Genomic DNA, 17467 nt, shown 5'->3' on the forward strand with positions numbered 1-17467 from the left:
ATCTTCATTATACTATTAAATAACCCACCCGGGTGAAATTAATTAAGAAATAATAGGTAATATCTTGATTAAGAGATTGGAATTCAGCAATCTTAATATCGAAAAACAATCAGTATCTATATCAAAGGTAATAAATAATTAGCTAAATATGTTAGTAATAATTAATTCATTTACTATTAATTCTTTTCCACCTATCCATGTTAGCAGCAACCAAAAGACGACTGATAATAATCTTTTGTAAACCCGCTACATTTATTTTGTAAATATCCCGTCGAGTTTGAGAAACATTCACAAAAAATATCTCTAGGTCTAAAAAAGTAAGTGCCTCAGCACAAATCGTTCAAAACATTATTTAAAAGCCATTTAATCTTCGTCTGCAAGTATCGCAAAAAGTTACTAGTTGGTCAGCTGAAAGATGATATGCGTTCTATCCTGTTACAGATTAGCGCTAATTCAGATTTTGAAATTGAAGTGTTTGAATCAGATTTAGACCACATACACTTTCTAATTCGTTATGTTCCACCTCTATCTATTACTTCTACTGTTCGTAAGTTAAAGCACGAATCTACTTACCATATTTGGTATTCAGCTCATAAGTCTTTCTTATCTAAACATTTTTGGGAAGAACATACTTTCTGCTCAGATGGATACTTTGTTTGTTCTATTGGTGAAGCATCTCCTGAGACCATTCGTGAGTACATACTCGATCAGGGGTAATCGCTTACATCCCACAGGCTAAAGACCTCTGGCTTTTACGCTCTATTTTATAAATATAGTTAAAATTAATGCTATTTAGAAAGTAATTCTTCATATTTAACAACAATCTTATTTGCATTGTTTGTTATGCTTACCTCCGGTTTCTCTTGAGTTTAACCACGGTTTTAAAAAAAATAAAGACTTGGCTGGTTTTAATTCAGATACAATGTTTATTTGAGCACCGAGACCTTTCGAGCCCAAAGTCAATTATCCTCTTTCCTAAAGCGCCCAACTTTTTCAAAAATCAATTTAAACGGGGAATCTTTATGCTTAGAAATTTTTGTCAGTAAGAATTGTGTTTCTTTTTAAAATTATTTTGCTCTTTAAGCTTCCAGGCGGAACACCTAAAGAGCAAAATAAATATTTAATACTTACAGTGATAAAATCCAGGAAACCATTTCGTTAACATCACTTTCCTCAAGACCTGGATGAGCCGGCATTGCCACCTCTCCCCATACGCCACTTCCACCATTCAATATCTTTTTAACAAGTAATGATTGAGCCTCTTTGTCTTCCTTATAGCGCTTAGCTATTTCTTGGTAGGTTGGACCTACTGATTTTTTATCTAAGGCATGACATGATTTACAATCTGATGCTAAAACTAAACTTTCTCCTTTAGACTCTCCGCTTCCTTGCTGGTGTCCCATTGTTGTTGCCTGCGGATCAGCAGTTTTATCTGCATCTTCAGTTTTCGTCTTACTGCTTGGCAAGGTATAATCAATTCTTGAAATACCTGCATCTGCATTCCCACTAAACCAACCACTTCCATACTCCAAAATATAGATACGACCATCCGGTCCAACTTCCATGTCAATAGCAGAAGCTAATTTTATATTTGGTAGAAAAGGTTCCATTTTATCAAAGTCACCGTTGGGTAGCATTGTAACTGCCTTCATCCACCCTCGTATCCAATCATAAATAATCAGCTTCCCTTCGTAGTAGTCTGGATAACGTGTTTCTTTTGGATAAAGTTCAGGGTAATATATCGGCCCAGCCATAGCATTACGGCCACCTGATCCTACTTGAGGGAAATCGGGAGAATCTCCATACGGATACCAAATGAATGCAGCTTGGGCAGCAGGCAATTCCTGAATTCCAGTATTGTTCCTAGAGGTGTTAACTGGTTTTGCTGGATCAAATGCATCAGCGCTTACTCCAGTTTCATAATTATAAGGATGGTATGCGTAGTTATTACCTACAAAAAATGGCCATCCATAAAACCCTGCTTGACGGGCTTGATTAATCTCATCGTAGCCCATTGGTCCTCTTCCAACACTATCTTTGTTTGCATCTGGACCAACTTCCCCCCAATACAAATAACCAGTCTTTTGGTCTATTGAAATTCTATAAGGGTTACGATTCCCCATTACGTATATTTCTGGTCTAGTTTTAGCAGTTCCTTCCGCAAATAAATTGCCTTTAGGAATATCATAACTTCCATCTGTTTTTACGTTTATTCTCAAAATCTTACCCCGCAAGTCATTACTATTTCCTGCAGTACGCTCAACATCATATTGCTCATGACCAGCTCTATCATCTAGAGGAGCATAACCATTACTCACATATTTTTGATCCTTTTCATCAAACGGCGTAGAATTATCCCCTGTTGAAACAAAAAGTGTCCTGTCCTTACCAAAAGATAGGGAACCTCCCGTATGACAACAAATATTTCGCTGAGAATAGAACTGGAGAACCACCTTTTCTGATGTCATATCCAGCTTGTTGTCTTTAAAAACAAATCTGGATAAGCGATTAACCGAGGTATCTTTAGGGCTATAAAATGCATAGACATAATTATTATTTGCAAAGTCTGGATCAATGGTAAAGCCCATGAATCCTTCCTCCGCATTGACATTCGGTACTTCAGTTTTATGATAAACATCTAGCTGACCTACTTTACTAATTTTCTTAGACTCATTTGAGTACAGTAACAATTCACCACGACGTTGCGCTACCAAAATATCCAGGTTAGGTAAAATCGCCATCTCAGTTGGTTCAAATAATTCACCTACCGCAAATGAAACTTTGGTGAAACCTTGTTCGGAGGGTACCCGTTTTGTTTTAGCCTTATCATAATCTAACTCCAAGTTATCCCCAATAGCATAATGGATAGCTCCTAAGATATGTTTAAGAAATAGTGGGTCATTGTAATCTTCCTGTTGATGCCCTAAACCTGTGTAAAATGCACGTCCACCATCAAAATCGTGATACCACGCCATAGGTGTTTCTTTCATTAGTTCTGGCTTATCATACACTTCCTTGTTGATGGTCATCAAAATATTAGTTGCCTGATATAGTTTTTTGAACACATACCATTCATCAGTGTGAACCCATTTTTGTGGAAGATCCTTAGTTGCTAAATGTTTATTATCTAAAATGGTCAATTCGCCCTGTTTCACCTCTGGATGATTTAAAAAATAACCACCAATTAGTCTTCCATACCAACCCCAATCATATTCTGCGTCTGCAGCACCATGAATACCTACAAAAGCCCCTCCTGCTTGAATATAACGTTCAAAGTCGGCTTCCTGATGATTATTTAATAAATCTCCGGTTGTGTTCAAGAAGACCACAGCGGAATAATTTTTTAAGGAATCCTCGGTAAACCAATCTGCATTCGTGGTGGTGTCTACCTCAAAATTGTTTTCCAAACCAAGTTTCTCAATCGCAATATTCCCTTGCTCGATGGAATTATGGTGAAATCCAGCTGTTTTACTAAAAACCAGAACTCTAGGTTTCCCAGCTCGTTTATTTTGACAAGCAGTAAATACTGCAAATAACATCAATAGTAAAAATACTCTTGATAAACATTTTTTAATCATAATGAAATCTTAGTTTTTGTGGTTAGGTTTTTTATCTTTTCTAATTATTAGAAGGTTCTTCCCTTAGCACCAGTAAAGATGCAATTTTAACTTGGCTCATGCCAATTGATTAGTATCAAAGATAAAATTTATTTTAAAACGTCATACAAATTTTACAAATCCCCCAACAGCGTAATGTTAAAATGCACGATGAGACGATCAAACTCCTTTATGAAATCCCAGTTTACAAATAGTCTGTTTAATTTTCACTAATTCTCAGCATACTATTGTATTTTTATTTTTGCCTATTCTGATCCTGTACCACTGTTGCTTTCATTTTCCTTTTTTATCGGTTTGTAGTAATGTATTACAGCCCCAGAATTAAACGTTTTTGTCTTTAACAATCTAAAATGCAGTTCATCGTGTATGTTTTCAAAAAGAGACATACCACCTCCAACTGCAACGGGGTGAATGCAAAGCTGTAATTCATCGATTAACTTTAAACTCATCAGCTGTAAGATCAAACTCCTGCTCCCAATTAAAATATCTTTGCCAGATTGTTGTTTAAACTTTAACGCCTCTTCTTCAAGGGAACGATTTGCCAGATTTGCACTCTCCCATTCTAAACGATCGAGTGTGTTAGAAAATACAATTTTTGGAATTCCATCCATCACTTTGGCGAACTCATCCATTGATTTAATACCCGTTGGATTTTTGACCAGATTTTTCCAATATTCCATAAGTTGGTAAGTTATCCTTCCATAAAAAACGGATTGTGAACTGGAGAGTAAATCTGAATAATGATCATGTATTTCTTCGTCTGGAGTTATTGCTGTATGATCGCAAAAACCATCAAGTGTCATATTTATTGCTGCAATTAGCTTGCTCATAACTGTTATTTTTATTTATAATTTCCATGTAAATAGGATACTCAAAATTCAATATGTGAACCGATACCTTGATTTGTGAATTCTTTAAGGGAGAGGATCAAATAAGGTGGATTCTTTAGGATTATACACAGATACCGCTACATGAGAATCTGCACAACCATAATATAAAAACCATTTAGCTTGATAATACACCAGACCCTGTATAAAAACAGTTCCATCTTTATATTGTCCTGTTTTTTCGTAACTTTCAATCGGGCGCATAAAGGGTAAGTCCAACCTCTTTCGCACTTTTGTAGGATCATTTTTATCGAATAAAACTTGTCCCGCACTATAAGTACCTAAAGGAAAGCGCTTATCAGCCTGTTCGCTTTGATCGTGATTCTTACCATTATACAACAGTATAATGCCTTTATCCGTTAAAATCGCTGGAGGACCACATTCGGTAAGTGCACTATCGAAATAGCCAGGTCTCACGTCTATAAATGTAGCCAGTTTTCCATTTTGATCCAGTACAGGTTCCCAATCAATCAAATTATCAGATGTAGCTCCTTTTACACCATGCTCACCCCAGTACATCCAATACTTACCGTTTATCTTGGTCACTTGTAATGTATTATCTTTGACCTTGGTGAGTATGGATGCCGATTTATGGGGCATTTTCCTTAAGGGTTTATATTTTGCATTACGAAAGATTGGCCCATGTTTAGTCCATTTGCGGAGATCCTTGGAAGTGGCTACCCCTAGGCGAGGTACATCCCTATTCCATTGAGTATAAAAAACGACGAAGGTTCCATCCTCAGTTACCGCTATACGAGGATCTTCAATGCCTCCTGGCCATTCAAATTCTTTTTGATTATCGTTATCAGGGTATAATATAGGCTTTGACTCACGGTTAAAATTAATCCCATCAATACTGTAGGCCAAACCAAGTCTTGAGGTTCGAAATCCAATTCCTATTCCATATTTATCTTCTGCGCGGTACAACAAAAATATGGTATCATCTTTAACGACTGCACCAGGGTTGAAAGTATCATTTTCTTCCCACCGGACCATTTTTTTTGACATAGGGTCCAAAAATGAGGTTGAACTGTCGGGGCTTATAATAGGGTTAACATCTTCAGGTCTGCTGAATCCTCCAAGTGACCAATCAGGTGCCCTGAGTTCATTATATATTCTTGGATTTACTTTGCAGGAGAAAAGCAGTAAGGTTATTAATCCGATGACAATTTGATTTTTCCTATTCATAGCTGATTCTTTACTGTGCGAGTTTATTTCAGAGCAACCTTGATAAAATCATAATGTATTTTTTCCGATAAATGGTCCCTTTCCCAATAAAAAATGAATGGCTTTCTCAATAATTCGATCTCTACTTTGCTCAGTTTTTAAGGAGGAAATATACCGCACTATCTCCTTTTGCTTTGATGGACTAAGTCCATCAAAAACGGCTTTTGCTTCATTATTTTTTTTCAATGCAGTCGTAAACTTTGGGTGTGGTTTTATGGTTCTGTCCGAAGTATCAACGGCAATATTCACCTGAATTGTTTCCCCCACATGTTTGGGTGAGTCCTTTAGCATAATGGTATTGATATAAAGTCGCCAAAGTCCCTTATATTTAAGTAATGTTTGTTGATAATAAAGTCCATTTATGGAGCCACAAACTGGAATAAATCCTTTGTTTTTACCTGCCTGACTAAAAATTTCATGTAAAATAGCATCAGGAATTTCAACATATGGATTTATTCCAATCAGCTCAATAGTTGCCTGGAAAGAGTATGTTTTTGTATCCATTTCGAAATCATTCAGTATCAAGAGGTTTATTCTTGGTTCATGTAAATTTATGGTTTTTAACAAGAATTTGAAAAATTATTTCATCAGTAGTTCAGTCAGTTGCTAAACTGCTGGTAATTTTTTTAGCCAGATGAACAAATACTTTGATTAAATCTCTAGAAAGAATTTCTTAAACTAATTTAAGATGATTGAGAGAAAAAAATATCAAATTTGTGATTATTAAAAGAACATAACCATGAAAGCAAGATTAAACATTCAACAATTAGAACCCACTGGATATAAAACTGTATTAGCCTTGGAGAGCTATATTCAAGCCTCTGGCCTAGAAAAAACTCATATTGAACTGATAAAAATTAGAGCTTCACAAATTAACGGATGTGCGTTCTGTATTAATATGCATACGACCGATGCCCTAAAACATGGAGAAACCAACCAAAGAATTTTTTTACTCAATGCATGGAAAGAAGCTGATTTGTATACCCCAGAGGAAAGAGCGATACTTGGGATGACCGAGGAAATAACATTGATTAGTGAAAAGGGATTAACCGAAGAAACTTATCAACAAGCGAAAGAATTATTCTCGCAAGAGTATATTGCTAAAATCATACTTGCTATTTCAACCATTAATGTTTGGAATAGAATTTCGGTTAGCTCAAGAACACAAATTTAATTTTCTTGATTAATTACTCAATCCGGGGATTTTCATTAAAAAAGTTGATCGGCTCGTCACTATAAACGATGGCCAATCAACTTAACCCACTCAGGAATACTCTAATAATGATCCAACATTAGCCTTGTTGATTCTGCTAGCTCAACGCTATAAGTTAATAACCATTATTACTTGTCAATAACATTTATTGGAAATGACCTATTCATCATACTTTTCCGTACAACTATTATATATTTGTTTAGCCTCTTTCATTCTGCGAAAATCTTCGAACATTATTTTCTCCTCAGTACACGTATAACCAAAATTCGGAGGAGCAACAAGACAAGTTGGACAACCAGTAGTTAGTGCATAATAAACAATTTTACCATCATACTCACCTCGATAAAGATTTACACTCGAGGCAAAAGAACCTTTCTCTTGGCACATCAAATCTTTATCAAATAACCTTTTCATGCGCAAAACGCATTCAGACACATTGGATGGTGTAGTTTCCTTTTTACAGCCCAGAGTCAACACAAGCAGAAGTAATATTAAGGTTGCTTTCATAGTTTTAATTGGTGTTTACCTTAAAACGAAAAATTTAATTGATTCGCTACAATCAATAAAGGGAGAAAAAGGTAATCAATTTTACCAAGAATAAATATCGAGTATCATTTTTATCCGTGATTTATTTTATTCAACTTTCTTTTGGCAATTAAACTCACCCTATAGGTAAGCCAAATGGTCAAAATACTAATAAAAATAACGATAAAACCCAACGTCGTGTAATGTTCTATAGGACTTTCATTCGTTTTTTGGACAATAATTAAACCAGCAACCGAAGCGGCTATCCCACCTGAGAGTTGTTGTAAGGAGGCACTAACGCTCATAAAAGCGCCTCTATCCTCTATCTCAGGAACTGCTGTAACCAAAGCGGAAGATGGAGTCATTCTGCTTAGAACCCCCATCATCATCAATACATTAAAAACGACAACCCAAACAAAAGGAGTCGGTCCAAGACTGGTATAAATGAGCACCATAACCATCATCCAAATTGTTGCAAATGTAAATATCTTAAATTTGTCAAAACGATCGCTTAATCTCCCAACTAATGGCATGATGATTAATGATGCAATTCCTGATATCATAAATAGCATGGGAAGTTGTTCGTGCGAAACATGCAAATTGTTTACGGCGAAAACACTCCCAAAAGGCATCATCATAAATCCACCGATTGATAACAACGCGGTTGTTAGAAATCCAATCCGATATTCCCTGTTCGAAAAAGTACTCAACAAATGTTTAATTGCAGATTGCTTTTTTTGGAGCAAAAGATGTCCCTTTATAGGCATTAATTTAACAGCAATGAGAACAGCAATAGCAACCGCTACTATGGCAATCCAAAGGAACGCACTCTGCCATCCCCAAGCATTACCAATATACAACCCAATAGGAATCCCTAAAACCTGGCTAGCACCAAAACCCATTTGAACAAACCCCATAACACGTCCACGTTGATCAAGACTAAATACATCAGTAATAATAGCCATGGAAATAGATCCAATCACGCCACCAAACAATCCAGTTATAATACGTGCCAATACCAGAGTTACATAATTATTTGCAAAACCGCAAAAGAAAGTACCGATGATAAATCCACAATAGAAAAACAAAAGTAGTTTCTTTCGATCAAAGCGATCAGCAAAACCCGCTGTCAATAATCCCGATATTCCTGCGCTGAAGGCGTATGCAGAAACAGCAATCCCGAATTGCGCTGGTTTTAGATTAATGGATTTCATTAATAAATCACCCATTGGAGACATAATCATAAAGTCTAATACGACTGTAAATTGTGTAATCGCTAAAATAAAAATGACCACCTTTTGATAAGGGGTCAATGGAACTATTATTTTTTTATCCATTATGTTATGTTAAGACCAGGGTATTGGGACTCCAAATATATAAACAGTTCTGTTCTTTTTCTTTTTTTTCTATTTTTTTTGACTCGTCCCTATGCAATCAAATAGCATCATATCCTTACCGGATTCTAGTTCAGCGTTATTTTATAATTCCCTGATACCTCAGTCAACAAAATTTAAACAAATCTGGAAAAAACACAACATTTCCCAAGCCATATTGGATCTTTTTTTTCAGACATCTCCAAATGATAATTCTATAAATAAAACCAATCCTCTCTTTTGTACTAGTTTCTGCTTCACTGTTATTGAAAATAAAAAATAAAAAAAATTGGAATTGAAAAATAAATATCTATATTAGTGTATTATTTAAATAGTACACTAGTATGATAACTATTAAAAACCTAAATTTCAGTTACAGCAAAACGCGTCCTTTATTTAAAGAGATGGATATGCAGCTACAGAGTGGCCATATCTATGGATTGCTTGGTAAAAACGGGGCAGGGAAATCCACCTTGTTAAAAAACATTGCAGGACTAGTATTTCCTCAAAGTGGACATATAACCGTGCTGGGCACCGATCCAAGGACACGAGATGTTTCACTCTTAGCGGAAATCAGTTTTATTCCTGAAGAGTTTTATCTGCCCGCTGTCAAGTCAGACAAGTTCATTAAAGCTAACGCAGTCTTCTACCCTAATTTTGACCAGGTTTATTTCGAAGAACTAATTAGAGAATTTGAGATTCCTATAAATCAGAAACTGGCCGATATGAGTTACGGACAAAAGAAAAAATACATTATATCTTTTGGACTGGCTGCGCGTACCAAATTGGTCATTATGGATGAGCCCACCAATGGATTGGACATTCCGTCAAAAGCACAATTCAGAAGGATCATGGCATCGGCCATGAACGATGATCGTTGCATAATCATATCCACACACCAAGTTCGCGATTTGGACAATTTGATTGATGCCATTATCGTATTGGATGATCACAAAATCACCCTTAATACTTCTATTTTCGAGTTGTCTGATCGATTTATTTTCAAAAAAGTCACAACACTTTCACCCGATGCTTTATATTCCGAATCTATCTTGGGGGGATTCTCAGCGATGTTTCTTAATCAGACAAAAGAACAATCGAAAGTAGATCTGGAACTTTTATTTAATGCCATATTAGAAAGAAAAATTCAATTTACTAACCTTTTAAAATCAGTGCCCCATGAATAATACGTTTGATTTTAGCCGACTTGTTCGTTTGATCAATAGGCAATGGATAGGATTTGGTAAAATATATCTAATGTCCCTTGGTATTATTGCTGGAATCTTCATAGCATTTTATGCTTTCAATTTTCGAGAAATTTTCTCCTCAGGAACCCATTATAATATTGAAAGGATATTCTCATTTAGACCATTTGTTTTTATCACCGTAGGACTGTCTTTTATTGCCATTGTTTCTAGCACCTATTTCTCCAGTTTAGGACAAAAATCTAGGGCAATATTTGATATTTTAATTCCCGCATCTTCACTAGAAAAATTTCTCTCTGCATTATTTTATACAGTGATTCTTTCAACACTCTCCTTTCTTTTAGTGTACTTTATTATTGATTTGGGATTTGTGAGTTATATTAGGGCTAATTTCACCTCAACTCACACGTATTATTCGGAGGAGTTAGGTAAAGATGTATTTGTTGATAACCTAAATTATTTCTTCCAAGTGGGTTGGCCAAAAGAAATCTATTGGATGTTGTTTTTACCTTTTTTGCTAAGTGCTGTTTTTTTATTGGGCTCTATTGCTTTTATAAACTTTCATTTTATCAAAACGGCTATTGTTGTGGTTATTTACGGATTTGTTTTCGTAATCGGACTTGTTAAAATTATGATGTGGTTTACCAAGGACACAGTCGTAGCAAACAGGGATATGATCTTTAGTGATGAGATAAATGTTCTAAAATTGGTTTGTGCAGTAGGTATACTAATTACTCTGATATTATGGGGTATTGCGTATTTAAAATTAAAAGAAAAGGAGGTTTAAAATGGAATTTAATTCAAACAAAGCAATATACCTTCAGATTGTAGAACATGTCTGTGAACAAATTATGTTGAAGGTATGGTTGGCTGAAGAGAAGATTCCCTCTGTGAGAGAACTGGCGGTACAGCTTGAAGTAAACCCCAATACTGTAATGCGTGCCTATGACTTTCTTCAGCAAAAAGAAATAATTTACAATAAACGTGGGATAGGATTCTTTGTATCTACAGATGCAATGACAGCTGTAAAGTCATATAAGAAATCGGTATTTCTGGAAGAGGAACTACCACAAGTATTACGAAACATTTATTTATTGAATATTAGCTTGGATGAACTGAAAGATCGTTATCAGGCTTTTGTGGATCAAAATTTTAAGTCAAATCAAGATGAAAACTAGCAATAAATTATTAATCATATTGGCTATAGCCTTATTTGTGATACCAGTTGTAGGAACGATTATTTATGCAAAAAACAGTCGTGTAGATGGACGGCTCTATGAAGCAGCCATAAAGAAAGAGGGAGAAGATCCAAATGCAGCCGATGAGTTTTTGGTCAGCAGAAAAGTGGATAATTTCAATAAAGTGATCATAGATGGGGAGAATCAATTATACACTAGTATTTCTATAATTAAATCAGATAAGCCATTAGTGAAGTTTTCCAAGGGCAAAGAATCCTCATTTACGACCTCTGTGGATAATTCAGGGAATTTATATATTAAGAAAAACCCAGAAAATAAATTCTCCAGTTCATCTATTTATATATTTATTCCAGCAATAGATTCAGTTGTCTTAAATAAATTACAGGTTTCTACCTTTGAGACTAATTTTGACAGCATAAACTTGGTAGGATCCCATCTCAATAATGGGCTAAGTTTTGGTAAAAATAAAAACCTAAAATCGCTAAATCTTACTATCAAAAATTCACATATTAGTATTGGCCGATCAAATCAAGTGGATTCCTATTTGACAAATCTTCAGAATTTCAACCTTCACGTGATAAATGGTGGAGTTTCATTGACACCAGCAGCTTATAAAGTGATTAAGTTAGATCTGCAAAATTCAAACTTCAACTTCATTCGTGAAAGAAATGGTGACAAAAAGTCCCCCGCTACAGTAGAGGGGCTAATCCTCAACACATTAGGTGTTTCTGAATTAGGTCTTGCTAAAGAGTCTGTGGAAATCAGAAAAATAAGTGGTTCCCTATCCGATAGCACTATCACTGATCTTCCTATCTATAGAATAAAGGATTTATTTTATAAATAATAGTAAAAAATTATTTTATGAGACAGTTGATATCTCTTATTGTGGATTTGTTGATGTCTGCCTTGGAAATTTTTGGATGAACAATTGATGGATGGCTAGTTAAAAAAAAAGCTAAGCCATCCAAATTTTAGCGGAATGATAATCGATCACATTCAACCTGATATCGGGACACAACAATCAGCCATTTGGATACATTTATTCTGTTTGCAAAGTAGACCTTATGCTCCATAAAATCGGAAGAATGGAAAAGTGAACTACATATCAAATACCTTCTCAAAAAAGTAAAAACATTGTGAAAGTGCATAGTAGTACTGAGATTGGAGAATCAAGAGCATTAGCAAACAAATATGGAAAGGTATTATGACATAACGGAATTTCGAAAAAAAGAATACCATTAGAGACGGATAAGATCTATTCTCTGATCAGGTATTTTTAACGCAAATTCTAAAATCATTTTTTTATTTAGGGTATTATTTTCTAGTTTTTAATCTTGAACTCAACAAATAATTAAAAACAATTTAAAACACCAAAAAAGTTTTAAATTTGAGTAGTATAACAACAATCAATACCTGAAACCTAGTTACAACCGTCTTATGAGAATGATTATCTTGTTAAAAATTGTATTCCTAATTTCCATTTCTATTACCGCTGAGGCCCAATTAACAAATCGCACTCAAGTAGATTCCAACATGGAGAGCTTCAAATCACAGTGGAAAGGAAAAAATGTCGCCTTTTTAGGAGACTCTATGACTGACAAAAACACATTACCAAATACAACTTTATATTGGGAAAATTTAGCAGATATGCTTGGAATAAAGGCTTATTCTTACGGCATAAATGGACATAAATGGACTGACATTCACAATCAGGCAAAACAACTTCATGAAGACAAAATCACGAATTTAGATGCAATAATAATCTTTGCTGGCACAAATGATTATATGGCAAATATCCCTATAGGAAAATTCACTACCGAGACTTGGAAACAAACAATTTCTAATGGCAAGGAAGTTAATAGAAAATTTCAAACAAATGTAAATGCTGATTCTACTTTCTGTGGTCGAATAAATATAACCCTTTCGTATTTAAAGAGTCATTTCCCTAATCAACAAATAATAATAATGACGCCTATTCATCGTGGATTTGCAGAATTTTCTGCAAATAATATTCAACCAGATGAGCGATTCGCTAACGAACATGGCTTATATATTGAAGATTATGTTAATGCTCTACTGAAAGCTGGCACGAAATGGTCTGTACCGGTAATAGATCTATTTTCACTCGCTGGATTGTATCCATTGGAAGAATCACATCACCAATATTTTAATGACAACAAAACGGATTTACTTCATCCAAATTCGAATGGTCATCATCGTTTAGCAAAAACTATTTACTATCAGTTATTACAACTTCCTTCGAATTTTCGATGAAATAACCCTTCTTTAATCGGTTTTCAAATCTGTATCAGTAATTTTAATACAGAGGGATTCGTAAAGTTTTTAAACGGAGTATATGCGCCAGGTTATTTCTTTTTTTTAAAATGTAGGTCTGCAAAATTCAAGAAGCAGTACCAATCATACGAATTCAGATCATGGATACCCGCACGGATGTGATATCCTATATCGTTGTAAATAGGTTGATGTAGGCCCGGTGGATTCTCTGTTGCAAATCCAGTTTTGTTGTATAATGCATACACCGGACTTGCATGATAACCCGATAAATATTCCCCTTTTGGGTCAGCCCATTGATCTTCTTGCGCGCTGGCTATATAAACAGCACGAGGAGCCATTAATGCAATTAACATATGCTGATCAAATGGTAAATCCTTCTCTCTATCATGATATGCATTCAGGTTTTTCGCGAACCAGAATGGTTTTATCCCAGAAACAATGGCAATAGTTTCCCCATATTCTCTTTTGGACAATGCTGCCCCCCCGCTTCCCGAATCGTTGGAAATAACAATCTGAAATCTTGTATCTTGAGCGCCGGCCCATAATGCCGCCTTTCCGTGGCGAGAGTGTCCCACAATCGCAATTCTATCTTTATCAACTTCGGGGAGGGTCTCTAGATAGTCAACAATTCGACTGGATCCCCATGCCCACGCCCCTATTGCTTCCCAATTGTCACCCTTTTCTAGATTAGTTGAGTAAGCAGAAAACAATGCAGCAACACTATACTCTTTAAACCCCTCCTTATCAGGAAAAATATCATGATAACACATTGTAGCAACCCCATATCCTCTGGCTACAATCTGTTCATAATCCCAACGATTAGCCTGTACTCCTCTTTTCCAATCAAGATGGTCAGGTGCTCGGACTAACTTAAAATTATCACTATACAAAATCGAAGAATCTGCTATTGTGCTGTGGTTACCTTTAAAATTATAACCAACAAAAATTGGGATTTTGTTTTTAACCTGGTTAGGGAATACAAGCAACAGAATAGCGTTTAGCATTTTTCCATTATTAGAAAAGCTTATTTTTACTTGTCTCATTGTCGCTTTCCCATTTAATGCTTGTTTATTTTCAGAAAGTAATTCATAAGACGTGGGGATTTGTTCTAGCGGTGTCTTACCATACATTTGAGAACTAAATACCTCTAAAAGTTCAGGTCTTCTTATCTTTTCCCACTTTTTCACTGAATTAATAGTTTCTCCTTGTGTTGACATAAGTAACTCTGGAAGCGTATATTTAGGTACCAAAGATTCATCATAGTTCACCTTTTGACAAATACCCATCAATGGAATAAAACTCATGCAACAGATAATAGTATTCACTAAGTTCATAATGGTAGAAATATATGTTATTTAGGCAGATTATTTTACTGATTCAAGATAACTAATTCTTAATAAATTAACCTAATTAAAAAACCAAACAACCCTATTTATAGTTCAAGAAACTAGCAATAAATCTTTAAAGAAAAGCAACTCGAAATATTTAATTGAAATTAGAAAGGATTAATATCCAAAACTAGCTTCCATAAACAGAACATGGATAACCAAAAAGATTATCCATGTTGTTATTTACTAGTAAATAGTTAAGTTTTTTTATGTCAATGGAGAATTGACGGCTTGTGATTATGCCTTTTTTGGAGGAAGATCAAAAGCTATAGCCTCATGTTCAAAATGACCATTGTGTGAACCATCACAAAATGGTTTATTTTTTGAGAGTCCACAACGGCAAATTGAAAGAACAGTTCTTCCTTGCAAACCATAAGTTTCACCATTTCTATCTACGATTTCAAAATCGCCTTCTATTTTAACCGATCCGTTATTGTTAATTGTAAGCTTTGTCTTAGACATCTGTATACTGTTATTGAGTTCTGGACAAAACTAATAATAATGATATAAGATTAGAGCATCCGATGCTAATTTAGAACCGTTCCTTTTAGCAATCTTTTGTATAGTATTTTAAATTGAGAGGATTAGCAGAGTGGGCAAATACCAACTAATACAATACTGACTTATGATTACCCCCTGAATAGAAATAAAATAAAAATAAACGGTGAACCTTTGGAAAAAACAAGGTATATTCAAACCAAGGAAAATAAAAATATACGCTGGATTAATGAATAGATCAGGTATAACCAATTTTAAAATGAAAAACTCTTCCAAACAATTCAGATACAAAAAACATGCATTAAGGTTTTTGGCCATATTAGTAATTTACTTGCTTATTTCTGGAAAATCCTTAGCTCAACAAGAATTCAAATTATACAATGATACTGTACCCAATTCAAAACCTACAAAGAACGCCTACTATAGTACCTCAAACGAACAGGTCGATAGTCTAGCCTTCAATGTCTCGATTCCAAGCATCACTATATTTAAGGCAGAAAGCAATCTGAATAACGGAGCAGCGGTAATTATTTGTCCTGGAGGTGGGTACCATACACTTCTTATCAAAAGGGAAGGTAGTGATCTCGCTAAAGCATTTAATAAATTAGGAATTACCGCTTTCGTTCTAAAATACCGATTACCATCAGAGCTAACCATGCAAAATAAATCGATCGGTCCACTCCAAGATGTAAAACAAGCTATTCGGTTTGTTCGCGAGCATGCTCTCGAATGGGATATCAGTCCTGAAAAAATTGGGATCATGGGTTTTTCAGCCGGTGGACATTTGGCTGCTACTGCTGGAACCCATTCACTTAAGGAAAACTGGGAAAGCCATACCTTACTCCCAGCTCGTCCTGATTTCATGCTTTTAATTAATCCCGTAATCAGCTTCAAGGATTCGATTACACATATTGGAAGCAGAAACAACTTACTCGGTGAAAAACCAAATACAGAGCAAATCAATTGGTTTTCTAACGAACTTCACGTAACTAAAAATACGCCACCAACTTTTCTAGTTCACAGTAGTGAAGACCAAGTTGTTTCAGCCGAAAATAGTTTAATTTTCTACCAGGCTCTTAAAAAAAATAACGTTCCTAGCGCATTGCATCTTTATGCTAAAGGAGAACATGGTTTCTTAACGGGCCCCTCATTTGACGAGTGGTTTGGAAGATGTGTCTACTGGATGCGGAGCTTGTCTATTATTGATTCAACCATAAACTAGGTTCAACACCCCTCTCTAACACATTGTTAATTGTAATCATTGGTGCACGAATATCCATTTTACCCTAGTCAGAGAAATTTAGTTTGCAATTCGTTGAAATATAGTTTGTCAATAGACTAACAAAACATCAATTTCAATGGAAGCGAAAATTTCTTTGAAACAAAAGACTTCACGACCTGTTTATTCATTAATAAGATTTTTGATAAACCATGGATAGAAAAAATATCTTAAAATACGTTGGAGCGTTAGGTGCATTTGGAATAGTAGCATTTTCCTACAATTCCTTTAAAAATAAAAAAATACCCGGTGGAACAGAAGCCGTTGACAATTTCGAAATTTCATTATATGCAGGTAAATGGTATGAAATTGCACGATTTGATTTTAAATTTGAAAAGGACTTAGAACAAGTAACGGCCGAATATAGTCTTAATGCTGATAATTCCGTTAAGGTGGTAAATAAAGGCTTTGATTACAAAAAAAGGAAATGGAAAGAAGCTATTGGTAAGGCAAAATTCAGAGATGATCCAACTAAAGGAGCGCTTAAGGTTTCATTTTTTGGTCCTTTCTATTCTGGATATAATGTTGTAATGATGGATCCGGAATATGAGAATGTGCTAATTTTTGGTGAAAGTACAGATTATATGTGGATACTTTCAAGAAATAAACAAATTCCAGAGTCAGTAAAAGATACATTCTTAGCCAAAGCCAAAGAAGCTGGTTATAATCTGGATCGCTTAATATGGACCAGACATTAATCGACCCATGCTCTGTTGTGTCGATCAAATAAACCTGAAGGAACGCATACACCCCTATTCGGT

Annotated in this window: 17 protein-coding genes; 9 read left to right on the plus strand and 8 right to left on the minus strand. The window is 35.2% G+C overall.

Annotated features, from left to right (window positions below; all coding sequences use genetic code 11):
- Positions 1-321: 321 nt before the first annotated feature.
- Positions 322-717, plus strand: a complete 396-nt coding sequence (tnpA, locus tag AC6CHH_RS15275) for an IS200/IS605 family transposase (RefSeq protein ID WP_498284423.1) — start codon at positions 322-324, stop codon at positions 715-717.
- Between the two features lie 410 nt (positions 718-1127).
- Here tnpA and AC6CHH_RS15280 read toward each other — a convergent pair whose 3' ends face one another.
- The 4 genes from AC6CHH_RS15280 to AC6CHH_RS15295 all read right to left on the minus strand — a co-directional run bounded on the left by AC6CHH_RS15280 (position 1128) and on the right by AC6CHH_RS15295 (position 6235).
- Positions 1128-3578, minus strand: coding sequence for a ThuA domain-containing protein (locus AC6CHH_RS15280; RefSeq protein ID WP_498284425.1), 2451 nt, complete (start codon positions 3576-3578; stop codon positions 1128-1130).
- A gap of 284 nt (positions 3579-3862) precedes the next feature.
- A complete protein-coding gene (locus AC6CHH_RS15285) occupies positions 3863-4447 on the minus strand; it encodes a dihydrofolate reductase family protein (RefSeq protein WP_498284427.1) in 585 nt (194 codons plus the stop codon).
- Positions 4448-4531: 84 nt separating this feature from the next.
- Complete coding sequence (locus tag AC6CHH_RS15290) at positions 4532-5692, minus strand: beta-1,2-mannosidase (protein WP_498284429.1); 1161 nt, start codon at positions 5690-5692, stop codon at positions 4532-4534.
- Positions 5693-5740: 48 nt separating this feature from the next.
- Complete coding sequence (locus AC6CHH_RS15295) at positions 5741-6235, minus strand: YdeI/OmpD-associated family protein (protein WP_498284431.1); 495 nt, start codon at positions 6233-6235, stop codon at positions 5741-5743.
- Positions 6236-6470: 235 nt separating this feature from the next.
- Between AC6CHH_RS15295 and AC6CHH_RS15300 the strand changes: the two genes are divergently transcribed.
- Positions 6471-6905, plus strand: coding sequence for a carboxymuconolactone decarboxylase family protein (locus AC6CHH_RS15300; protein ID WP_498284433.1), 435 nt, complete (start codon positions 6471-6473; stop codon positions 6903-6905).
- 198 nt (positions 6906-7103) lie between these two features.
- Here AC6CHH_RS15300 and AC6CHH_RS15305 read toward each other — a convergent pair whose 3' ends face one another.
- Positions 7104-7451, minus strand: coding sequence for a hypothetical protein (locus AC6CHH_RS15305; protein WP_498284435.1), 348 nt, complete (start codon positions 7449-7451; stop codon positions 7104-7106).
- A 110-nt stretch (positions 7452-7561) separates the two neighbouring features.
- Positions 7562-8806, minus strand: a complete 1245-nt coding sequence (locus AC6CHH_RS15310) for an MFS transporter (protein WP_498284437.1) — start codon at positions 8804-8806, stop codon at positions 7562-7564.
- A 380-nt stretch (positions 8807-9186) separates the two neighbouring features.
- On the opposite strand from AC6CHH_RS15310, the gene AC6CHH_RS15315 reads away from it, so the two are divergent.
- The 5 genes from AC6CHH_RS15315 (at position 9187) to AC6CHH_RS15335 (ending at position 13520) form a co-directional block, all read left to right on the plus strand.
- Positions 9187-10029: an ABC transporter ATP-binding protein gene (locus AC6CHH_RS15315; RefSeq protein WP_498284439.1), complete on the plus strand. Its 843-nt coding sequence runs from the start codon at positions 9187-9189 to the stop codon at positions 10027-10029.
- Positions 10022-10834: a hypothetical protein gene (locus AC6CHH_RS15320; protein WP_498284441.1), complete on the plus strand. Its 813-nt coding sequence runs from the start codon at positions 10022-10024 to the stop codon at positions 10832-10834. Before AC6CHH_RS15315 ends, AC6CHH_RS15320 begins: the two co-directional genes overlap by 8 nt.
- A gap of 1 nt (position 10835) precedes the next feature.
- Positions 10836-11225, plus strand: coding sequence for a GntR family transcriptional regulator (locus AC6CHH_RS15325; protein WP_498284443.1), 390 nt, complete (start codon positions 10836-10838; stop codon positions 11223-11225).
- The gene (locus tag AC6CHH_RS15330) at positions 11215-12090 is read left to right on the plus strand and encodes a hypothetical protein (RefSeq protein WP_498284445.1); all 876 of its coding nucleotides are present in this window, start codon (positions 11215-11217) and stop codon (positions 12088-12090) included. The genes AC6CHH_RS15325 and AC6CHH_RS15330 overlap by 11 nt, the downstream gene beginning before the upstream one ends.
- A 593-nt stretch (positions 12091-12683) precedes the next feature.
- Positions 12684-13520 (plus strand): SGNH/GDSL hydrolase family protein, encoded by an 837-nt coding sequence (locus AC6CHH_RS15335; RefSeq protein ID WP_498284447.1) that lies wholly within the window; start codon positions 12684-12686, stop codon positions 13518-13520.
- A 92-nt stretch (positions 13521-13612) separates the two neighbouring features.
- Here the strand turns inward: AC6CHH_RS15335 and AC6CHH_RS15340 are convergent, their stop codons facing one another.
- Complete coding sequence (locus AC6CHH_RS15340; protein WP_498284449.1) at positions 13613-14845, minus strand: glucuronyl esterase domain-containing protein; 1233 nt, start codon at positions 14843-14845, stop codon at positions 13613-13615.
- Positions 14846-15166: 321 nt separating this feature from the next.
- Complete coding sequence (locus AC6CHH_RS15345; RefSeq protein WP_498284451.1) at positions 15167-15391, minus strand: CDGSH iron-sulfur domain-containing protein; 225 nt, start codon at positions 15389-15391, stop codon at positions 15167-15169.
- Positions 15392-15686: 295 nt separating this feature from the next.
- Here AC6CHH_RS15345 and AC6CHH_RS15350 point away from each other — a divergent pair, with 295 nt between their 5' ends.
- The gene (locus AC6CHH_RS15350; protein WP_498284453.1) at positions 15687-16649 is read left to right on the plus strand and encodes an alpha/beta hydrolase; all 963 of its coding nucleotides are present in this window, start codon (positions 15687-15689) and stop codon (positions 16647-16649) included.
- Positions 16650-16858: 209 nt separating this feature from the next.
- Entirely contained in the window at positions 16859-17404 is a 546-nt protein-coding gene (locus tag AC6CHH_RS15355; protein ID WP_498284454.1) for a lipocalin family protein, read from the plus strand.
- Positions 17405-17467: the final 63 nt, after the last annotated feature.

The organism is Sphingobacterium sp. GQ94 (assembly GCF_059758715.1).